At 63.8% G+C, this 19,253-nt stretch carries 21 protein-coding genes; 12 read left to right on the top strand and 9 right to left on the bottom strand.

Features of this window, described 5'->3' with window-relative positions; all coding sequences use genetic code 11:
• The 5 genes from H578_RS15010 to H578_RS15770 all read left to right on the top strand — a co-directional run.
• Window positions 1-1,061: ABC transporter substrate-binding protein (locus tag H578_RS15010; protein WP_022873790.1), on the top strand; the 1,061-nt coding region annotated here is incomplete at its 5' end.
• Window positions 1,062-1,201: 140 nt separating this feature from the next.
• Complete coding sequence (locus H578_RS0111300; RefSeq protein ID WP_022873789.1) at window positions 1,202-2,512, top strand: amidase; 1,311 nt, start codon at window positions 1,202-1,204, stop codon at window positions 2,510-2,512.
• Window positions 2,513-2,527: 15 nt separating this feature from the next.
• Window positions 2,528-3,469 carry an N-carbamoyl-D-amino-acid hydrolase gene (locus H578_RS0111295; protein ID WP_022873788.1) on the top strand — a complete coding sequence of 314 codons (942 nt, stop codon included), beginning with the start codon at window positions 2,528-2,530 and terminating at the stop codon, window positions 3,467-3,469.
• Window positions 3,466-4,674 carry an MFS transporter gene (locus H578_RS0111290; protein ID WP_022873787.1) on the top strand — a complete coding sequence of 403 codons (1,209 nt, stop codon included), beginning with the start codon at window positions 3,466-3,468 and terminating at the stop codon, window positions 4,672-4,674. The genes H578_RS0111295 and H578_RS0111290 overlap by 4 nt, the downstream gene beginning before the upstream one ends.
• A 47-nt stretch (window positions 4,675-4,721) precedes the next feature.
• A complete protein-coding gene (locus tag H578_RS15770; RefSeq protein WP_051130879.1) occupies window positions 4,722-5,429 on the top strand; it encodes a GntR family transcriptional regulator in 708 nt (235 codons plus the stop codon).
• A gap of 66 nt (window positions 5,430-5,495) precedes the next feature.
• Here H578_RS15770 and ygfZ read toward each other — a convergent pair whose 3' ends face one another.
• From ygfZ to H578_RS0111270, 3 genes are all read right to left on the bottom strand, one after another.
• Complete coding sequence (ygfZ, locus tag H578_RS0111280; RefSeq protein ID WP_022873785.1) at window positions 5,496-6,686, bottom strand: CAF17-like 4Fe-4S cluster assembly/insertion protein YgfZ; 1,191 nt, start codon at window positions 6,684-6,686, stop codon at window positions 5,496-5,498.
• An 8-nt stretch (window positions 6,687-6,694) separates the two neighbouring features.
• Window positions 6,695-6,817: a hypothetical protein gene (locus H578_RS16710; RefSeq protein ID WP_022873784.1), complete on the bottom strand. Its 123-nt coding sequence runs from the start codon at window positions 6,815-6,817 to the stop codon at window positions 6,695-6,697.
• A 117-nt stretch (window positions 6,818-6,934) separates the two neighbouring features.
• Window positions 6,935-7,777, bottom strand: coding sequence for a hypothetical protein (locus tag H578_RS0111270; RefSeq protein WP_022873783.1), 843 nt, complete (start codon window positions 7,775-7,777; stop codon window positions 6,935-6,937).
• Between the two features lie 207 nt (window positions 7,778-7,984).
• On the opposite strand from H578_RS0111270, the gene H578_RS0111265 reads away from it, so the two are divergent.
• The 7 genes from H578_RS0111265 to H578_RS14995 all read left to right on the top strand — a co-directional run bounded on the left by H578_RS0111265 (window position 7,985) and on the right by H578_RS14995 (window position 13,077).
• Complete coding sequence (locus H578_RS0111265) at window positions 7,985-8,680, top strand: winged helix-turn-helix transcriptional regulator (protein ID WP_022873782.1); 696 nt, start codon at window positions 7,985-7,987, stop codon at window positions 8,678-8,680.
• Between the two features lie 169 nt (window positions 8,681-8,849).
• Entirely contained in the window at window positions 8,850-9,833 is a 984-nt protein-coding gene (gene mshD / locus H578_RS0111260) for a mycothiol synthase (protein WP_051130882.1), read from the top strand.
• Between the two features lie 69 nt (window positions 9,834-9,902).
• Window positions 9,903-10,907 carry an NUDIX hydrolase gene (locus H578_RS0111255; RefSeq protein WP_022873780.1) on the top strand — a complete coding sequence of 335 codons (1,005 nt, stop codon included), beginning with the start codon at window positions 9,903-9,905 and terminating at the stop codon, window positions 10,905-10,907.
• 108 nt (window positions 10,908-11,015) lie between these two features.
• A complete protein-coding gene (locus H578_RS0111250) occupies window positions 11,016-11,354 on the top strand; it encodes a GNAT family N-acetyltransferase (RefSeq protein WP_022873779.1) in 339 nt (112 codons plus the stop codon).
• A gap of 67 nt (window positions 11,355-11,421) precedes the next feature.
• Window positions 11,422-12,228 carry a thymidylate synthase gene (locus H578_RS0111245; protein WP_022873778.1) on the top strand — a complete coding sequence of 269 codons (807 nt, stop codon included), beginning with the start codon at window positions 11,422-11,424 and terminating at the stop codon, window positions 12,226-12,228.
• A gap of 1 nt (window position 12,229) precedes the next feature.
• Complete coding sequence (locus H578_RS15000) at window positions 12,230-12,802, top strand: dihydrofolate reductase (RefSeq protein WP_022873777.1); 573 nt, start codon at window positions 12,230-12,232, stop codon at window positions 12,800-12,802.
• Window positions 12,799-13,077, top strand: a complete 279-nt coding sequence (locus H578_RS14995; protein ID WP_022873776.1) for an NF038396 family protein — start codon at window positions 12,799-12,801, stop codon at window positions 13,075-13,077. Before H578_RS15000 ends, H578_RS14995 begins: the two co-directional genes overlap by 4 nt.
• 5 nt (window positions 13,078-13,082) lie before the next feature.
• Here H578_RS14995 and H578_RS0111230 read toward each other — a convergent pair whose 3' ends face one another.
• Genes H578_RS0111230 through H578_RS14985 form a run of 6 tightly spaced genes read right to left on the bottom strand, consistent with a single transcriptional unit; the run spans window position 13,083 to window position 19,211 of the window.
• Window positions 13,083-14,024 carry an ornithine cyclodeaminase family protein gene (locus H578_RS0111230; protein ID WP_022873775.1) on the bottom strand — a complete coding sequence of 314 codons (942 nt, stop codon included), beginning with the start codon at window positions 14,022-14,024 and terminating at the stop codon, window positions 13,083-13,085.
• Window positions 14,021-15,289 (bottom strand): metal-dependent hydrolase family protein, encoded by a 1,269-nt coding sequence (locus H578_RS0111225; protein ID WP_022873774.1) that lies wholly within the window; start codon window positions 15,287-15,289, stop codon window positions 14,021-14,023. Before H578_RS0111225 ends, H578_RS0111230 begins: the two co-directional genes overlap by 4 nt.
• Window positions 15,286-16,296, bottom strand: coding sequence for an ABC transporter ATP-binding protein (locus H578_RS0111220; protein WP_051130878.1), 1,011 nt, complete (start codon window positions 16,294-16,296; stop codon window positions 15,286-15,288). The genes H578_RS0111225 and H578_RS0111220 overlap by 4 nt, the downstream gene beginning before the upstream one ends.
• A complete protein-coding gene (locus tag H578_RS14990) occupies window positions 16,289-17,311 on the bottom strand; it encodes an ABC transporter ATP-binding protein (protein WP_051130877.1) in 1,023 nt (340 codons plus the stop codon). The genes H578_RS0111220 and H578_RS14990 overlap by 8 nt, the downstream gene beginning before the upstream one ends.
• A complete protein-coding gene (locus H578_RS0111210) occupies window positions 17,308-18,333 on the bottom strand; it encodes an ABC transporter permease (protein ID WP_022873773.1) in 1,026 nt (341 codons plus the stop codon). The genes H578_RS14990 and H578_RS0111210 overlap by 4 nt, the downstream gene beginning before the upstream one ends.
• Entirely contained in the window at window positions 18,333-19,211 is an 879-nt protein-coding gene (locus H578_RS14985; RefSeq protein ID WP_022873772.1) for an ABC transporter permease, read from the bottom strand. Before H578_RS14985 ends, H578_RS0111210 begins: the two co-directional genes overlap by 1 nt.
• Between the last annotated feature and the right edge of the window lie 42 nt (window positions 19,212-19,253).

The raw sequence follows: 19,253 nt of genomic DNA, 5'->3' as shown, positions 1-19,253 counted from the left end.
CTTCACGCTCATTTGGACCCGCCGCAAAGGTCGCCGGCGTTCTGGCCGCAGGAGCCCTAGCCCTGACCGCATGCGATAACGATGGAGGCGGAGGAGGAGACGCCGACGGAGAACTGACGGAGGTCGTGATCGCCGAACCGTTCCAGAGCATCGGATATCTTCCTCTCTACCTTGGCATCGCGGAAGGGATTTTCGAAGAGCATGGTCTCGATGTCTCCGTCTACACCGCTAGCGACGGCGGCGGACACGTCAACGCCGTGCTCACCGATCAGGCCTGGGGCTTCATCGGTGGACCCGAGCACAACGGCTACGTCCGCGCCGAAGACGACTCCGGAACCGTGGAGATCAAAGCCATTTCCGCTGTGGTCAACCGCGGCAACGTCCATCTGGTGGCGGCCGACGGTGCCGAGGAACCCGACATCGAGGATTGGGACGACGTCGAAGAGTTCCTCTCCCAGGGGCCCAGCATGGTCACCGGGGCCTACGGTGGGACGGAGAACGCCATCACCCGCTACCTGATCCAGAACGTTGGCCTGGAAATCGACGACATGGAGAACGTCATCGAAGCAGGAGACCACGCCGCTCGCCTGACCATCGTTTCCGAAGGTGAAGCAGAGTACGCTTTCTCGGTGGACCCGGTGATGCAGGAAGGCATCAACGAGGGTATCTGGGGTGAGCCAGTCATCAACGTGCCGGAGTTCCTCGGTGAGTACGCCTACTCCACGGTCAACGTCCCGGTTGAAACCTACGAAAACGACCCGGAGACTGCTCAGGCGCTTGTCGATGGCTTCAGTGAGGCACTCGCCACAATTCACGAAGACCCGGACACGGCATTCGAGGTGGCCACTGCAGAGTTCAGCAACCTCGATGAAGACCTCGTCCAGGATGTCCTCGACCGCCAGTATGAGATTGAACTTTGGGGGGAGGACGCCTACATCTCCGAAGAGTCAGTGGAGACCAGCCTTGAAGTGGTGCGCACCGCACAGACTCTCGACGATGAGGACGATCCGGCCGTCTACGACGATCTCGTGGACATGCGGTTCGTCAACAACGGCGACTGAGAAACAACGCGCTTGATTGCAGGGCGCCTCCGGGGATCCTCCCCACCACCCGGGGGCGCCCTCTTCTCTGCTCAGACTCACTTCTTCGCCTCGGGCGTGCGTGCCGGGACGAACGGACCTGACCACCTCAAGGAGGACACATGCACACTGGATCTCAACAGAAGACCGTCACAGAACTGCACACCGGGTACCGCACTGGAGAGTTCCGAGTCTGGGACGTCCTCAGCGAGCTGCGTGAGCACATTGAGACAGTCGAACCCACGATTGGAGCGTGGGTGAGCATCAACTGGGACGATGTAGACCGTCAAGCCGCAGCGTTACCACCCAGACCCACCCCGGAGACTCCACTCTGGGGCGTGCCTGTGGGGTTAAAGGACAATATCGACGTCGAAGGCTATACGACCCAAGCCGGATGTCAGGCCCTGGCGACGAACACACCGAAGACCGACAGCGATGTCGTCAGCGCTCTCCGTGCTGCCGGAGCGATCATCCTGGGCAAGCTCACCACGACGGAACTGGCTCAGTTGGGCAATCCCCCGGACACTGGCAACGCCTGGAATCCGGACCACACTCCCGGCGGCTCCAGCTCAGGCCCGGGTGCGGCGACTGGCGCGGGCATGATTCCGTTGTCTCTGGGCACCCAGACGCGCGGATCAATCGGGCGGCCGGCAAGCTTCAACGGGGTCTTCGGTCTGAGTCCCACCCAGGGGCGGATCAGCACACGAGGCGTGGTGGCCAATGCCTGGACCATCGACAAAGTGGGGCCGTTCGCCCGCAGTGCTGAGGACATCAAGCTAGCTCTGCGCGTTCTTGAGACGGTTCCCGGTGTGGCGCGATTTTCCCCGGTGGCGAGGTCGGGCCAACACCTGCCTGCCGCTCCTCGAGTCGGTGTACTCGTCGACGAGTACTTCCAAGACTGCGATGGGGCCGGAGCAGCCGCGGTGGCCTCCTACCGTTCCCGCTTGGAAGATGTCGGGGTAGAGGTGGTGGAGGTTGAGTTGCCTGTCACTGCGGAGAAGATCGTGGAAGTCCACCACATCGTGGAAAGCTCCGAATTCGGCACCGCGCACCGGGATCTTCCCCAGGATCAGCTCGGTGAGTACGTAGCCGGCATCGTGGAAACCTCCCGGACGATCAGCGCTCGGGATTATTTGCAGGCCCAGTCCGAGCGCAATGCATTGCACGCCGCAGTAACGAGCATGCTGAGCAGCCACCAGCTCACTGCCCTGTTGACTCCGGGGGCGCTCGGAACCGCTCCCGAGGGCAGAGGTGCGACCGGATCACCACATATGAGCGTGCCGTTTACCACCCTTGGACTGCCGGCCCTGGTGCGTCCCAGCATCGTCACCGACGGCCTGCCCTGCGGCGTGCAGTTGGTCGGACCATCTGGGACTGACGCCGCGCTCGTTGAGCTCGGCACGATCGGCGGCAACACGCCGCTTACCATGTGAGAGGACAGAGACTTCATGACACGTTCCCTGCACGTTGCCGCTGCCCAGATGGGCCCCATCCCGCGGGCTGAGTCCAAGACTCAGACCGTATCTCGGTTGATCGCTCTACTGGAGGAAGGCGCCTCCCGCGGTGTTGAGGTGGTCGTCTTCCCCGAGCTCGCCTTGAGCACGTACTTTCCGCGCTGGTGGATGGATGACGACGCCGACATCGATTCCTTCTTCGAAGCCCAGATGCCCTCGGAAGAGACACAACCTCTCTTCGATAGGGCCCGTGAACTCTCCGTAGGCTTTTACCTCGGGTATGCCGAACTAGATACATCAGGTCCAACCCCGCGCCGGTATAACACCTCCGTATTCGTCGGCCCCGACGGGACAATTGGCGCCAAGTATCGAAAAGTTCACCTGCCCGGCCACGAAGATCACAAGAAAGACTGGGGCAATCTCCAGCAGCTGGAGAAGAAGTACTTCGAACCTGGTGACCTCGGTTTCCCAGTGTTTCGCGCCTACGACGGGATTCTCGGCATGGCGATCTGCAATGACCGCAGATGGCCGGAGACCTATCGAGTCATGGGTATGCAAGGCGTCGAGCTCATCATGATCGGATACAACACCCCGGTACACACCCCGGGACTGCCGCAACACAACCACCTGCAGGGCTTCTGGAATCACCTGAGCATGCAGGCGGGAGCCTATCAGAATGGCAGCTACGTGGTCGGCGCGGCCAAGTGCGGTCATGAGGAAGGCGGCGACCTCATTGGCCAGAGCGCCATCATCGCTCCAACTGGGGAAATGATGGCACAGGCCGTCTCCTTGGAGGACGAGCTGATTTCAGCGGTGATCGACCTGGACCGCTGTGAAGAAATCAAGGGCTGGATCTTCAACTTCGAGAAACACCGGCAACCACAGCACTACAGCATCATCACCGAGTCCGCTGGCGTCCAGCTGCCACCGGAATGAGAAACCGTCCGGGTCGCGCCTCAGTTCTGACTGCGGCAGGAATCACTGTCTGTGGAGGACTTCCGACCTTTCTGCTGGGGGCGCTGTTCGTCCAACTCAACGCCACCCTTCAGGCCCCCGCGTGGTCTCTGGGAGCTGCAGTTGCCGCCTATTGGGCAGCGGCGGCACTGACCTCGAACACTGCAGGTAAAGCCGTCAAGCAGCTCGGGTACCAGCGCGCCGTCATCCTCAGTTTGGCCCTGGTCCTCACCAGTGCGCTCGGTAGTGCCCTGTTGACCTGGAGCTGGCCCATGCTTGTGCTCTGGGCTGCGATCGGCGGTGCCGCCAATGGGGTGGGCCACCCGGCCTCCAACGAACTGCTACGGACCCGAGTCCATCCCGGGAAACTGGCCACGGCTCTGGGGATCAAACAGGGGGCGGTCCCTGGGGCGTCATTCCTTGCCGGCATTTCCGTGCCGGCGATCGCCGTAGCCCTCGGGTGGCAGGCGGGGTTCCTCTCCGCTGCGGCTCTCGCCTTGCTGGTGTTGGTGGTCTTCCTCAGCGTCGAATACACCCGTGAACGGGCCCCCCGGCAGCTCTCTGCGGTCCGGGTGAAAACTGGTCCACATCTACTGCGGAAACTCTGGCTACTGATGGTGGCTATTTTTCTAGGTACCGGGGTCGGCAGCGCGGTGGCCGCTTATACGGTGTCAGCAGGTGTCACTCAAGGGTTTACCGAATCCCAAGCAGCACTGCTGCTGGGGGTTGGAAGTTTAGCCGGAGCACTGTGCCGGTGTGGTGCAGGAGGAATGATCGATGGTTTCCGCAGCGTCTCCGCCATGCCGATGATCGCCGGGCTGATGATCGCTGGTTCCTTAGGTACCGCGCTGATGGCCAGCAGCAACCAAGCGCTATTCGCCCTCGGGGTGATCTTCGCACTGGGCCCTGGGTGGGGGTGGGCTGGACTGACCCAGTATGTGGTCTCACTCGCTGCGGGAAGTGAAGCGCCTCGGGCGATTGGACTGATCCAGACAGCTGCCTACGCCGGGGCCGGCGGACTGCCGCTGTTGTTCGGCGTCGGACTTTCGCTGGGTTCCTCTGCTATGGCGATCTCCGCCTTGTGGCTGGCCTTGGGAGCCGCCCAGCTCATCAGTGCCGCCGTGGTGCTCTATCTCTTCTTCCGGGGCAGAGCAGCCGAAGCCTCGGGCCGTTCTTCGGGATTCTGAGCGATCTCGTCCCCCGAGAGTTTGTTGTGCATCCATACAATTGCCATATGCAACAGATGACCCGACGCCATCACCGCGCCCGTGTTGTGCGCGATGCTCTCCGCGTCGGTGTCATGGAGGGAGTCTGGTACGACGGCGTGCTGCCCTCAGAGGAGGAACTGGCCACCCAGTTCAATGTGGGACGCAATGTCATCCGCGAAGCACTCAGCCTGCTCGTCGGTGAGGGGTACTTGGAACGTCGGCAGGGCATCGGTACTCGGCCGCGGAGCCGCGTGCACCTCTTTGGCCGCGATCGACTCCGCTCCCTCGGGGAGATTCGCGAGGGGCACCGCACCACGGTCATCCAGTGGGAGCACCAGAGAGCCTCTCCGTTGCACGCCATGTCCCTAGGCGTGCAACCCGATGCGGAGATCATCCTCTTCGAGAGACTGACCTCCACCTCTGAACCATTGGTGCTGTGGTCCCACGTGCTCCGCGCTGACCTAAACCTCGAGCCGCCGGAGCGCGCCGCCATACGGATCGCGGGGATCTACGACTATTTGGAGAGCCAAGGAATCGCACTGAGCCACTCCACGGTTCGTACCAGCGCTATCCCCGCCGACCGGGGACTTGCCGAACTGTTGGGGGTCGAGCCTGGCGCCCCGCTTCTGGCCGAATACCAGACCCTGTGGCAGCCCAACGGAACTGCAGCGTGCATCAGCACCGGTTACTTCCGCGGGGACCGGTTCAGCCTGACCAACGAAATCCAACGCTAGCTCGCCGATTCAACGGAACGCACGCATCTGAGCTTTCTCTGCCTCTCCACCCTGAAGCGGAGAGCTTTAGCGGCGCGGGGCGCGGAGGAAATCGCCCTGGGGGCGGCCCACAGCCTGCCCGGCGTCGGGCCGGACGATAAGCTCCTGGGCAGCCGCGTAGTAGAGAGGCTCCTGCTCGGCGGTATCACCGTCAGCGCTCCTGGCGCTTTCGTCCCGGACCACCAAGGAGGCTTCCGGGTCCACCTTCCGTTTGACCAGGGCCAACGCAATCGGGCCGGCTTCGTGGTGGCGGACCACGGAGGTCACCACCCCCACCGGCCGTTCGGTACCCAGTGTCTTCGGGTCTGCGGCGGGATCCTTCGGCGCCAATACTGCAGAGCCGGCAGCCGGCAGCGTGTGCTCGGAACCGTCCACGTGCAAGAACACCAGCCGGCGCGGCGGGTGCCCCAGGTTGTGCACGCGGGCCACGGTCTCCTGCCCCTTATAGCACCCCTTGTGCAAGTGCACCGCAGTGCGGATGAGGTCCAACTCGTGGGGAATCGCCTTGGCGTCGACGTCGTAGGCCAACCGGGGACGCCATGCGGCAACCCGCAGCGCCTCTGCAGCATGCACCCCCGCCAGGCTGAGACCAGCATGCTCGGTGAGATGGTCCACCACGGCGTCGAGACTCTTCTGCTCCACCACGGTGAGGTGCCAGGAATAGTCAGTACCGGGGTGCTCCTCCTCCGGTACGGTCGCGTAGGATTCCGCACCGGGTCCCAGCTGCGGCCACGGGTCACGCCAGCGGGCGGGCACTGCAGAGGGAAGGTCCTCAGGCAGCGGCACCGTGGAGCCGAGCACGGCGTAATCGGCGGTGCGGTCAGTAATCTCCACCCGCAGCATGAATTTCATGGCATCGAGCCATTCAGCGAGCACCGGGCCGTGGTCGGCCTCAGTGATGAGCCAGGCGGTCTCACCGTCGTCAGTGATCGCCGGGGCGTGCTCGATCCGCCCGGAGATATCCAACAGCAACAGCTCACTGGAGTCCCCGGGCTGCAGCCCATCCACCTGCTGGGAGGACAGGGTGGTCAGCCACGAGAGCCGGTCGGGGCCGGTGACCGTCACCACGGCACGGTGGGACAGATCCACCACGGCGCGGCCGGACTCTAAGGCGCGCTGCTCCGGCACCGGGCTGCCGTAATGAGCCGCGACGCCGACGTCGGGCCCCGTAGCGGCCACGGCACCGCTGCGGTTCAGAAGGGGTGACTGGTAGGTCACGTCAGGGATCAGCGCTGACCCTTGTACAGGCGGGAGACCACCACATAGGCGATGTAGGCGATGATGACACTCACCGTCACCAGCAGGCCGATGAAGAAGATCTCCAGCGCGAGAAGCTGTGCGTCCGTCATGCGATCCAGTCTACGACAACGCAGCCACCCGGTGAGGCGCCCCGCAACCAGACCACCACCACCGCGGGGCATCCACCATGCATGGCTGCTTTTCACATCTGCCGGACAGCCGTCCGGTCACATAAACAGCAGACGTTCGGTGAAGTACACCAGTCCACCCATCGCCGCGATCGGGGCCGTCCCGACCGCCAGGGCTGACAACACCCCCTCCGGAGGCCCATGCAGAACCACGAAGCGTCGGAAGCTGGCCATCAGAGCACCCGCAGCCAGCCCCAGCACCCCGGCGAAGAGCAAGGTCACCTCGCCCCACAGCACAGCGGCTCCCACCGAGGCAGCACAGGTGACCACAACCACCACCGGGAGCACCACAGCGTCACGCCACGGCAAACAGGCCGCCACGGTCCCGGCCAGCAGCGCCAGAGCGGCCAACCCCACCACGGAGATTTCCCCACCCTGGCCGGTCACCGCCAGCAGCGCGAAGTCTTCGTACGGCAACAGCCCACGCACCCGCAGCAGGGCCACCCCGGCGTCATCCTCTGTGCCAGCCAGGCTCGCGGGGTACCGCAGCCCGGCCACCCAGCCGGCCGCCGTCGTGGTCACCACGACCCCGGCGCAGGCACCCAGGGTGGACTCCAGCCGGTAGGGCCGGTCACTGCCACGCAATACCTGCAGGACAAAGACCACCATCACCCCGAAAGCCAGCGCCACAGTGGACCAGAAGAACAGGGATTGGACCCGTTCCACCACCGCCGCCCCGACCGCGGCCACAATCCCGGCGGTGAGGATCACCACGGAGAGCGACTTCCGCGCGGTGACCCCCATCAGCTGCGGCCACCCCAGCGCCACCACCACGCACAGCAGGCACACCGCGGCAGTCAATGCCATCACCCCCACCCAGGAGGTGACCGCAAGCAGCACCGAGGCACTAGCGGCAGCGGCGACGACGGGCAGATACTTCATCAGGCTCCATCCTGCCAGAGCCCTGCGCCCAGCCGGTGAACAGCCCCGCCAGTGGCAGGTAGGCCACCACGTATACTCAACGGGAATCGCAGGGCCGATTTTTCGCATTGCGGAAATGGTGGATGGTGTTTATTCCGCCTCGCTCGCAGTGCAGGTAGTCTCAGCGATTGGTCCGTGTGCACGCCCACATGAGGAGAGGACAAAGAGATGGCGCAGGTCCTGCTGCTCTCTGACGCGCCGGACGACGTGCTGCCCTCCTTGGAACTGCTCAACCACCGGCTGCGCGCCTTTCCCGCCGATGCCTCCAGCATTGTTCGCGCCCCGCAGGTGGACGTCACCCTGGTCGACGCCCGCCAGGACCTGGCGCATGCTCGCTCCCTGTGTCAGCTGGTGAAGTCCTCGGTGCTCTCGCCTGTCATCGCCATCGTCACCGAGGCGGGATTACCCACACTCAACGACGCCTGGCAGGCCGATGACTTCATCCTCTCTGACGCCAGTCCCGGAGAGGTCGACGCACGTATCCGCATGGCCGCGGTGGAAGCTGAAGACATTCCCTCCACCGGAGAGATCCGCGCCGGAGCCATCGTGATCGACGAAACCACCTACATGGCCACCATCCACGGCAAGCTGCTCAACCTGACGTACAAGGAGTTCGAGCTGCTGAAGCACCTCGCCCTGAACCCCGGGCAGGTCTTCACCCGTGACCGGCTACTCCACGAAGTATGGGGCTACGACTATTTCGGCGGCACCCGCACCGTGGATGTGCACATCCGGCGGCTGCGTTCCAAACTGGGCCCAGAGTACGAATCACTCATCAGCACCGTCCGTAATGTGGGCTACCGGTTGCTGGTGGAAGGGATCGAACCCTCCACCGGGACAGAAGAGCCCGACGACGCCTCCTAACCCGGGCTGCCCACGGGCCACGCGACCAGTGCTCCCCGTCACCGGTGACCGCCCTCTCCCCCGAGGGCCTGGAGTAAGGGCTCCGCAGGAGGACTAAGGGCCCCTCCTCGGATGTGAAGACTCCTCGGGAGGGCTCAGTACGGCTCGGTACAGTGGGGATATGGGTGATATGCACAGTGGTGATCTACGCTGCGAGATCGAGCTCACCGAGGCGATTCCCTCCACCGAACTGGTCGAGGAGGTGCTGGCTCTGGGCCAGGCCGCCCAGAGCGCCGATGGCGCACCACCGTTCTCCGATCAGACCGCTGCGGCTCTGCGGACGGCGGAGACGACGTCGACCCCTCCGTTGGTCGCCACGGTACGCAGCGAGGGGGAGCTGGTCGCCGCGGCTGTGGTGACCACCGGTGAAGACGCACCCACTGTGGTTGAGCTTGCCGTCCACCCCGAGCACCGCAACCAGGGCCTGGCCACCGCGCTGGCCGAACGTCTCGCCGCTGAACCGCTGGCCACCGCCCCTGGCACCGTCTTGCGTGCCTGGGCGCATGGCAACCATCCCGGGGCCGCGGCCCTGGCCGAACGCTTCAAATGGGCGCCGATGCGTGAACTGTGGGTGATGCGGCTTCACGATCCTGAGGCCGTCGGTTCTGGTCAGTTGCCCGCGGGAGTGCGGCTGCGCAGCTTCCGCCCCGGTGAAGATGAACAGGCTTGGCTGGCCGCCAATGCCGCCGCCTTCGCCGACCATCCCGAACAGGGTCGGATCACCCTGCCCGATCTGCAGTCCCGGATGTCTGAAGAGTGGTTCGACGCCGACGGGTTCCTGCTGGCTGAACGCGTCGAGGACGGAGAAATCCTCGGATTCCATTGGACCAAGATCCACCCCCTACAACCCGGCGAGGCAGGGAACCACACCCGCCACGGAGAGGTATACGTGGTCGGCGTCGTACCCTCTGCCCAGGGAACCGGGCTGGGCCGGTCACTCACGGCCGCGGGGATCGAACACCTGCGCAACCGGGGGGTGGACGATGTGATCCTCTACGTCGACGCCAGCAACACTCCAGCGGTGCGGCTCTACGAGAAGCTCGGGTTCACCGTGTGGAAGGCGGACACCCAGTACGCACCCATCGTGGAGCCCACCGCCGAGCCAGCTGGCTGAGGCCGGGCCGCCTCCACCAGTCAGCGTGACTCTGAGCACAGCCATGATGAGTCCTGGTATCTTGCCCTCGTGAGCGAAACCCACCCCGCACCCCCGGTTCCGCGGCGGCGGACACAGTCTTTCGCCGACCTGGGAACCACCGCTGAGGTGCTCGCCGCCGGGGCGGTGTGCTGGCGGCTGCACAAAGGGCAGTTGCAGGTGCTGGTTATCCACCGCCCCCGCTATGACGACTGGTCTTTCCCCAAGGGCAAGCTCGACGAGGATGAAACCCTCCCCGAATGCGCAGTGCGGGAGGTCGCCGAAGAAGTCCGGCTCAAAGTCCGGCTCGGCATGCCGCTGCCCATCACCCGCTACGAGGTCACCCGGGAAGGCCGCACCCAGAGCAAGGAGGTCTGGTACTGGGCCGCCGAACCGCTCAGCGGCAAACCGAAACCTGACGGTGAAGAGACCGACGACGTCCGCTGGGTCACTCCCGCCGAAGCCCGCCAGCTGCTGAGCAACCCTGGGGACCTTGCCCCCCTGGACGAGGTGGAACGGCTCCACGAAGAGCGCCGGCTACGCACTGTGCCGTTTATTGTGCTCCGCCATGCCAAGGCCAAGCCGCGGTCTTCCTGGTCCAAACCGGAGTCCGAACGCCCGCTAGCCGCCACCGGCAAACGCCAGGCCAAGTCCATCGAGCGACTACTCACCGCCTGGCGGCCCCGGCAGTTGCACTGCTCCCCGTGGAAGCGCTGCGCAGAGACCATCGCGCCGTATGTGAAGAAACACCGGCACCGCATCAAGTACCGCAAAAGCCTCAACGAGAAGCGGGCCCGCCAGGATCCGGGGAAGACGGCCCGCCGGGTCCGCAAGGCTCTGGAGTGGGTTGCGCCCTCGCTGGTCTGCACCCACCGTCCGGTGCTGCCCATTGTGCTCAACACCCTGGCCCAGTGGGCGGTGCCCTCTGAGATCACCGATACCTTGCCGGAGGAGGATCCGTTCCTGGCACCAGGTGCGGTCGTCGTCGCACACCAGGCGGCAGACCGGAGTGGGGAAATCATCGCCTTCGAGGTGTACGAGCCCTTCGACGATTGACCCACCCTTCCCTCGTGACACCTGTGGAGACAAAGAGCTCCTCCGCCCTTTTGTGGACCCCACCCCCGATTGCGTGATACATCTCACGCAGCGCGGTATTGTGGGGGTATGGCTGAGCAGCAGAAGAATGTGCACCCCAACGCGGAGCTGCACATCGACGAGGACCGCTGCCGGGCGGAGCTGTGGGACATCGTGGAGGGCCAGCGCACTTTTATCGGCTTCATCGGTTACTCCGAAGAGATCATCGCCGGGGAACCGGTGGTCCGGCTCATGCACACCATCGTCAATGAGCGCTTTGGCCGCCGCGGTTATGCTCGCGCCCTGGTCACCTTGTTGCTAGACCGGCTGGCCGAACAGGGTCAACGCTTCACCTCCGAATGTACCTATATTGACCGTTACCTGGCCCGGTATCCGGAGTACCGTAAGCACCAGGCGCTCCTTGCCTAGGAATGGTTTCAGCGCGGCGGACTAGCCGAGGGCCGACCATCTCCCACCGGCTCGGTAGGATGTGCCCGTGACTGGCATCCCCACTCCGTATGAAGATCTCCTGGCCGATGTGCTCCATCACGGTGCACAGAAGTCCGACCGCACTGGAACCGGAACCCGTAGTGTCTTCGGCCGGCAGATCCGTTACGACCTCGGCGAATCGTTCCCCCTCATCACCACCAAGCGGGTGCACTTTAAGTCTGTGGCCTATGAGCTGCTGTGGTTCCTGCGTGGAGATTCGAATGTCCGGTGGTTACAGGAGCACGGAGTGCGGATCTGGAACGAGTGGGCCGACGACGACGGCGACCTCGGCCCGGTCTACGGTGTTCAGTGGCGCTCGTGGCCGACTCCCGATGGCGGCTCTATCGACCAGATCGCCCAGTTGGTGGAGCAACTGCGCACCCGCCCGGATTCTCGCCGGCATATCGTCTCCGCCTGGAACGTCGGGGAGCTGGACCACATGGCCTTACCTCCCTGCCACCTGCTGTTCCAGTTCTATGTGGCCGAGGGCCGGCTCTCCTGCCAGCTGTATCAACGCAGCGCGGATATGTTCTTAGGCGTTCCCTTCAACATCGCCAGCTACTCGCTGCTGACCCTCATGCTGGCCCAGCAGACCGGACTGCAGCCGGGCGAGTTCATTTGGACTGGCGGGGACTGTCATATCTATGACAATCACCTCGAGCAGGTCACCGAACAGCTGAGCCGGGATCCCTACCCTTACCCGCAGTTGCGCATCCGCCGCCGGCCGGAGTCGATCTTCGACTACGACTACTCCGACTTCGAGGTGCTCAACTACCAGCACCACCCCACGATCAAGGCGCAGGTGGCGGTCTGAGATGACCCGCCCTGGCGCACAGACCCCTCGCCCCGTCGTCGGGCTCATCTGGGCGCAAACCCCGCAGCGGGTCATCGGCCGGGATGGGCAGATGCCCTGGCATGTGCCGGAGGATCTTGCCTACTTCAAACAGGTCACCTCCGGTGCCCCGGTCATTATGGGCCGGGCGACCTGGGAATCCCTGCCAGAACGGTTCCGCCCGCTGCCAGGACGAGTCAATATTGTGCTGAGCTCCCAGCACGACGCCGCCACTGGCTTAGGTGCCGAAGGTGCACTGCCTGCCCGTTCCCTACCAGAAGCTGTCGAGCTGGCCGCTGAGCACCTCCAGCCAGGCCAGGTGGTGTGGATTATGGGCGGGGGCGCAGTCTACGCCGAGACGGTGCAGCAGGGCTTGGCTCAGATCGCCTCAGTGACGACGATCGACGTCGACACCGAGGGGGACACTTTCGCTCCAGAACTGGATCCTGACCAGTGGGAGTGGGTCGGCAGTGCGCAGGGCGAGGGGTGGGATACCTCAGAGACCGGTGTGCGTTATCGCTTTGACACCTACCGCCGGAAGGAAGGCCGTGTATGACGGACAAACCTGAACTGCAAAGCGACTCCGCCCAGGAAGGTTTCACGCAGGCGGTGCTGCTGGGGTTCGTCGCCTACTTGCTGATGCCGATCCTGGCCCTAGCCACCGTGGCAGTGGGGCTGATGCTGGTGTTCGACGGCGCCACAGTGGCCGGTGTGATCGTGCTGGCGGCAGTGACCCAATTGTGGGTGGCTGGTGCCCTCTGGATGCACATCAAACGTGGCCGGCTGCTGCGCGCGGCGGCTGAGGAGGTCACCGAAGAGCTCTCCGAATAGGTGGCTCACACCTCAAGGCCGGCGACCACTGCCAGATCCTGCCACGACATCCCCGTACCTTTAAAGACGTTGGGCCGGTCCTCAGCGCGCACGATCTCTGCGGCCACCAACTCGGCCAGAGAGTACAGGTTGGGACTGCTCTGGGCGAGATGTCCCTCCTTAGCGGCGAGGACGACGTCGCCGGCTTCACGGAATGCCGTACCCCGGTCCTCCACAATGACCAGGGATCGGTGCAGCAGCTCTCCCGGAAGTTCCCGCCGGTCCGGTTCGTGGGAGCCGATCGCGGCGACGAAAGCTCCATCCTTCACCAGGCGGTGGTCGAACAACGGCTCCGCTGAGGATGTGGCACAGATGATGATCTCGGCCTGACCGACATCCTCCGGCTGTCCCCAAGTGGCATCAAGGCCCCGGTGGGCGAGTTCTTCGATGGCCGGGCGGGTGCGCTCCGGATTCCTGCCGATGAGGCGGATGTCCTCCAAGGCGCGGATCCGGCTCATCGCCACCGTGTGCTCCACGGCCTGAGGTCCGCTACCGAACACCACCATGCGGTGGGCGTCGGGAGAGCAGAGCCGGTCACCGGCGACCGCCGTGGTCGCCGGAGTGCGTAGCGCGGTGAGGACCGAGCCATCCAACAGCGCCCGCGGGGTCAACGTTTCAGCGTCTAACAGCAGGTAGACCGCCTGGATGCGGGGCAGTCCTCGGGCGGGATTGCCCGGAGCGACTGAAGCGATCTTCACTCCGACAGAAGACCCCAGGGAGGAGGGCATCAACAGCAGGTGTCCGGAACCGGCGGGAACATGGACACGGGCAGCGTCCTCAGCGGGATCGAATCCGCTGCGCAGAGCCGATTCGATCAGTTCGCGTGCCCGGTCTGCAGAAAGCTGCTGGCGCACCTGATCGGCTGTTACGTAGGGGAGTGCGGAGGCATCCATCCGAGCTGCCGTCATGCGGTGACCAGCGTTCCATCGCGGGAGACGAGGTCTCCTGCTTGGAAGACGAGGTGGGGGCGCTGCTCCTTAAAGAGGTGCACGCGCTGCACCGGGTCGAAGTCCACAACCACCAGGTCAGCGATCTTTCCCCCCTCGACGGTGCCGACGTCGTCAGCGATACCGAGAATCTCCGCGTTGACTCGAGTAGACGATTCGATGGCTCGCTGGGCATCGACGATGTCGGCTCGTAGGGCAATTTCCCACCCCCGCTGAGTCTGGTCAGTTCCCACCAGATCGGCTCCAGCCCCGACGGGAACGCCGGCTTCGTACAGCATGGTGAGGGACTCGGCCATTTTCTCCCGCACGCGCGCAGCGTCCTCTAACCACGCCTCGGGAATGCCGAGGGACTCCGGGGCGACCCTCATGATTTCGGCGACTGTCTGGGTTCCCACAACGACGGCACCGGAGGCAGCCAGCATGTGGACTGTCTCTTCGTCCAGGATCGTGCCGTGTTCAAAGCAGGTGACACCGGCTCGAATCCCGCGCTGAATGCCACGCACCGTATGCGCGTGGGCGGTGACATAACTGTCCCGGTCTTCAGCCACACTGACAATCGCGCGGAGTTCCTCCTCACTGAACTGCGGAGATTCCAAGGGGTCACCTTCGGAGAGGACACCACCGGAGGCGAACACCTTGATCTGGGTGGCACCTCGGCGAAACTGGTCCCGGGCGGCCCGTAGCGCCTCGGAGACCCCGTCGACGATGTGCATGGGCAGCGCGATCCCCTCGGCCCCGGTACCGGGATTGCAACACTGTGAGGAGAACCGCCGCCGTAAGTCTCCGTGTCCTGCTGTTTGGGAGAGAATGCGACCGCTGGGCAGAAGCCGTGGCCCCGGGATGTAGCCTTCCTCCACTGCGGCGACCAGACCACCGTCGACGCCGCCTAAGTCGCGCAGAGTGGTGAAACCCTGCTCCAGACTGGTGGCCAGATTGGCGAACACCTGGGCGGCCTGCACCGGCGCAGGCACCTCGTTCTGCCCGCTTAAGCGAAGGATGCCCACATGGGCATGGGCGTCAATGAGGCCCGGCAGAACGGTACAACCGGTGATGTCATACCGGGTGACCGGGGCGTTCGCGGTATGGGTCGTCCCTGAGGTGTCGACGACGTCGTCGTGCTCGACAATGTCGGCAATACGGCCGTTGCTGATCCGAAGGTCAGCCCGGTAAGGGGCTCGTCCGGTCGCGTCAAATATCTGGCCACCAATCAGCCACACATCGTTCATATGCTCAGTTCTCCCGGGTAGTGACAGGCCACACGGCGTCCGTCGTCGGTGGGCGTGAGGTCAGGGACTTCGCTGCGGCACTTCTCCCGTTCGAAGCCCACCGGGCACCGAGGAGCAAAGGGACAGCCCCGTTCAGGCCGCTGGGCTTGCGGTTCTCCCCGCAGCACAATGCGTTCGCGGCGCTTTCCCGCCGGACGGGGGTCAGGGGCCGCTGAGATGAGGGAGGCGGAGTAGGGGTGTTGGGGGTCGGTGAACACCTGGGTGGCCGGCCCAGATTCCACGATCTGCCCGAGGTAGAGGACCAAGATCGTGTCGCAGAAATACTCTGCAGCGGCCAGGTCGTGAGCGATGAACAGGTAGGTGGTACCCAGTTTCCGTTGCTCCTCTCTCAGCAGAGTGAGCACCTGTGCCTGCACGGAGACGTCCAAGGCGGAAATGGGTTCATCGAGCACTGTCAGTTCCGGGTCCAGAACTAGTGCCCGTGCGATCGCCACGCGTTGGCGTTGACCACCGGAGAGCTGTTTGGGCAGCCGGTCTAAGAAGGTCTCCCCCAGGCCTAGATCAGCCAGCATGTTCGCTGCCCGGCTGCGCCGGTCTTTCTTCTCACCGATGTGGTGGACGTGCAGAGGTTGTTCGACCAGCTGTTGGACTGTCATACGCGGGTCGAGAGAGCCGAAGGGATCCTGAAAGACCATCTGAAGTCGTCTGCGTTCGTGGCGTAGGGCCCGGCCGCTGAGTCTCACCAGGTCGGTCTCGCCCAGACGGATACTGCCAGCGTGTGGAGAGATCAGCCGGAGGATGGCACGAGCCAGGGTCGACTTACCGCACCCGGATTCGCCCACCACTCCCACCGACTGCCCCGGAAAAATCTGGAAGCTGACGTCTTTGAGGACGTCGTAACCGGCACCACCGCGCCGTGAGTAACTGTGATGCAGGTGGGCGACGTCGAGCAGCGGCGCAGCATCAGCGGGTTCTGTCTCGGCGTGGGCGTGACTCACTTTAGGCATGTGCAGCCTCTTTCTCTCCGCCGGCCTGTCGCGAGGCGGCCTGGACTTCTTCTGCTCGGTGGCACTCCGCCGTGTGGAGCTTCTGCGCATCAATGACCCGGGCAGCGGGCTGGACGCTGCACTCCTCCACCGCCCAGTGACACCGTGGGGCAAAAGCACAACCGGGGGGCACGTCAGTCATGGGTGGAGGCGAGCCCGGAATCCACTTCAGTTCCCCGTGGGCTTCAGCCGCGCGGCTGGGCAGGGAGTCCAATAAGGCGGCTGTGTAGGGGTGAGCGGCCCGATCGAAGATATCCTCCACCCTGACCTGTTCCACCACGCGCCCGGAGTACATCACCAGTACCCGGTCGCAGAACTCGGCGACGACGCCGATGTCATGGGTGACCAGAACCACCGCAATGCCTAGGCGTTCCACCAGTGAGTCCAGCAGCTCCATGACCTGTGCCTGGGTCGTGACATCGAGAGCCGTCGTGGGTTCATCGGCGATGAGTACTGCGGGATCATTCGCTATGGCGATGGCGATGAGGACTCGTTGGCGCATTCCCCCCGAGTACTCGTGCGGGTACTGGCTGAGTTTCCCGGCGGGGTCCGGGACACCCACGGCGGTGAGGAGTTGGATCGCTCTGTCCCGGATTTCACGGCGTGACATGCGGGGGTTGTGCCATCGAATGGCCTCAGCGATCTGATTCCCAATGGATTTGACCGGGTCTAAGGAGCTGAGCGGATCTTGAAAAACAAGGGAGACATCTTTGCCGCGCATGGCGTTGAGACGTTTCTCGTCCTCGTAGTTCACCGGCTTACCCGCGATGGAGATCGAACCGTCTGTGATGCGGCCCCCTTCGGCGAGCAGCCCCATCACGCCGAGAGCCACTGTGGACTTTCCCGAACCGGATTCACCCACGATGCCGATTTTCTCTCCGGGCTGTACCTGGATGTCGACACCCCGGATCACTTCGACCGGTCCGTAGGAGATCTTCAGGTGTTGAATATCCAAAGCTAATTGCTCAGCGTTCATGCTCGCACTCCTCCTGCCCGCACGCGCAGCCGCGGGTCCACGAGTTCCAGCAGCAGGTCTGCCGCCAGGTTGGCTAAGACGTATAAGAAGGCAGAGAGCAGAATGAACGCTTGAACCACGGCGAAGTCTTGTCTCTGGATTCCGTTCACCAGCGTGGATCCAATGCCTGGCCAGTCGTAGATGGTCTCCACCATGACACTGCCGGTAATCAGGGTGGCAAGGATGACTCCCGCCGACCCAATGGTCGGCAGTAAGGCGTTGTGAACCACGTGCCGTAAGTGCGTGATCCACCGGGAGACGCCTTTGGCCCTGACGACGGTGACAAAGGGTGCCTGCATGACTTCTGATTGATTCGCCACCAACAGTCTCACCAGGAATGCTCCGGGGACCACAGCCAGTGCGCAGGCAGGAAGAATCAGTCGGGCCAGCGCATCGCTGAATGCTGTGAAATCACCGGCAAACAGTGCGTCAATGGTGTAGAAACCGGTGATCTGCGGTGGCGGCTCAAGGAAACCTGCCAGTCGTCCTGACGGTCCGGGCAGCAGACCCAGTCCCAGTGAGAAGACAATAATCAGCATCAGGCCGAGCCAGAAGGGCGGGGTACCCAGCCCGATAATCGCCAGCAGTTTGGAGACAATCCCGAACACTCCCCGCCGGTAGCTCGCCACGGTGGCAATCACCAGTGCGGCAATGACCGCAATGAGGAAAGCGAAGAAAGCGAGTTCAAGAGTGGCTGGCATTCTGGCGGCGATCACTGTGGCGACATCAGCACCGTTGGAGTATGAGTACCCCCAGTCCCCGGAGAGGAACTGCGTAATGTAGTTCCAATACTGCACAGGGAGAGGGTCGTCGAGCCCCAGCTGCTGTCGCACAGCCGCTACCGCGTCGTCGGAAGCCAGCGGGCCGACCACCGTGCGGGCCGGGTCGCCGGGAACTGCTCGGAGGATGACGAACGAAACGATCGAGGCCAGCAGCAGCGTAATGATGACGCTTCCTAGCCGTTCCATCATGGAGCGAAGCATCAGTTCTTGCCTCCTTTCCTCGCCAGGAGGGAGGGCAGTCGATCAGCCAGGAGGTTCACGGCGAGCACCAGCAGCACCAGCGCCAGTCCGGGGAAGAGGCCGATCCACCAGTTCCCTGTGAGCACATAAGCCATGCCGTCGGTAATCATGGCTCCCCATTCGGCGGTGGGAGGCTGGGCTCCCATGCCGATAAAACTCAGCGCGGAGAGCAGGATGATGGTGTTTCCGAAGTTAGCTGCCGCCTGAACAATGAAGGTGGTCGAGAGGTACGGGATAACGTGCCGCACGGCAATATGCGGGGTGGACAGACCGATGGTGCGGGCTGCTTCGACGAAGGGCTCTGTGGTCGCCCGGCGTGCTTCACCGCGCAGTGTGCGGGCAAACACCGGGATGATCGTGATGATGATGCCCACGATGGCGGTCTGCAGTCCGGCGCCGAAAGCCATCGTGATCGCCAGTGCTAAGAGGAACTGCGGGAACGCCAGAATGGCATCACAGATGCGCATGAGAACAATGTCGAGCCAGCGCGGGCCCAGGCCGCAGAGCAGCGCCACCAGAAGGCCTCCGCCTCCGCCGGCCGCTACTGCGATAAACCCTGAACTCACAGCAATCCACGTACCGTAGGCCACGCGTGCGAAGACGTCCCGACCCTGACCATCGGTGCCGAACCAGTGACCCGGTCCTGGAGTCTGCAGAGTATTGGCCACATCGATGCGGTTCACGGTGTCTTGCATGGACAGTCCGCTGACTGCCATGGCCAGCAAGAGCACCACCAGCACCACCGCGCTGATGAGCTGCCAGTCGCGGGCGGGCCTTTTGTCGGGTTTTTGTTTCGCCGCTGTGGTGGCGGCTTTCTCAACTGCGGCTGCTTCGGCCATCGTGTGGGTCCTCTGGCTGGAGTCGTGAGATGAGCATGTCGG

The sequence above is a fragment of the Nesterenkonia alba DSM 19423 genome, assembly GCF_000421745.1.
GTDB classification, from domain to species: domain Bacteria; phylum Actinomycetota; class Actinomycetes; order Actinomycetales; family Micrococcaceae; genus Nesterenkonia; species Nesterenkonia alba.
This window is presented reverse-complemented; position numbering and strand designations above follow the sequence as displayed.

Coding starts and splice junctions, on each gene's coding strand:
- H578_RS0111300 (WP_022873789.1), top strand. CDS start 1,202: ATGCACACTGGATCTCAACAGAAGACCGTCACAGAACTGCACACCGGG.
- H578_RS0111295 (WP_022873788.1), top strand. CDS start 2,528: ATGACACGTTCCCTGCACGTTGCCGCTGCCCAGATGGGCCCCATCCCG.
- H578_RS0111290 (WP_022873787.1), top strand. CDS start 3,466: ATGAGAAACCGTCCGGGTCGCGCCTCAGTTCTGACTGCGGCAGGAATC.
- H578_RS15770 (WP_051130879.1), top strand. CDS start 4,722: ATGCAACAGATGACCCGACGCCATCACCGCGCCCGTGTTGTGCGCGAT.
- H578_RS16710 (WP_022873784.1), bottom strand. CDS start 6,817: ATGACGGACGCACAGCTTCTCGCGCTGGAGATCTTCTTCATCGGCCTG.
- H578_RS0111270 (WP_022873783.1), bottom strand. CDS start 7,777: ATGAAGTATCTGCCCGTCGTCGCCGCTGCCGCTAGTGCCTCGGTGCTG.
- H578_RS0111265 (WP_022873782.1), top strand. CDS start 7,985: ATGGCGCAGGTCCTGCTGCTCTCTGACGCGCCGGACGACGTGCTGCCC.
- mshD (WP_051130882.1), top strand. CDS start 8,850: ATGCACAGTGGTGATCTACGCTGCGAGATCGAGCTCACCGAGGCGATT.
- H578_RS0111250 (WP_022873779.1), top strand. CDS start 11,016: ATGGCTGAGCAGCAGAAGAATGTGCACCCCAACGCGGAGCTGCACATC.
- H578_RS15000 (WP_022873777.1), top strand. CDS start 12,230: ATGACCCGCCCTGGCGCACAGACCCCTCGCCCCGTCGTCGGGCTCATC.
- H578_RS14995 (WP_022873776.1), top strand. CDS start 12,799: ATGACGGACAAACCTGAACTGCAAAGCGACTCCGCCCAGGAAGGTTTC.
- H578_RS0111230 (WP_022873775.1), bottom strand. CDS start 14,024: ATGACGGCAGCTCGGATGGATGCCTCCGCACTCCCCTACGTAACAGCC.
- H578_RS0111225 (WP_022873774.1), bottom strand. CDS start 15,289: ATGAACGATGTGTGGCTGATTGGTGGCCAGATATTTGACGCGACCGGA.
- H578_RS0111220 (WP_051130878.1), bottom strand. CDS start 16,296: ATGCCTAAAGTGAGTCACGCCCACGCCGAGACAGAACCCGCTGATGCT.
- H578_RS14990 (WP_051130877.1), bottom strand. CDS start 17,311: ATGAACGCTGAGCAATTAGCTTTGGATATTCAACACCTGAAGATCTCC.
- H578_RS0111210 (WP_022873773.1), bottom strand. CDS start 18,333: ATGCTTCGCTCCATGATGGAACGGCTAGGAAGCGTCATCATTACGCTG.
- H578_RS14985 (WP_022873772.1), bottom strand. CDS start 19,211: ATGGCCGAAGCAGCCGCAGTTGAGAAAGCCGCCACCACAGCGGCGAAA.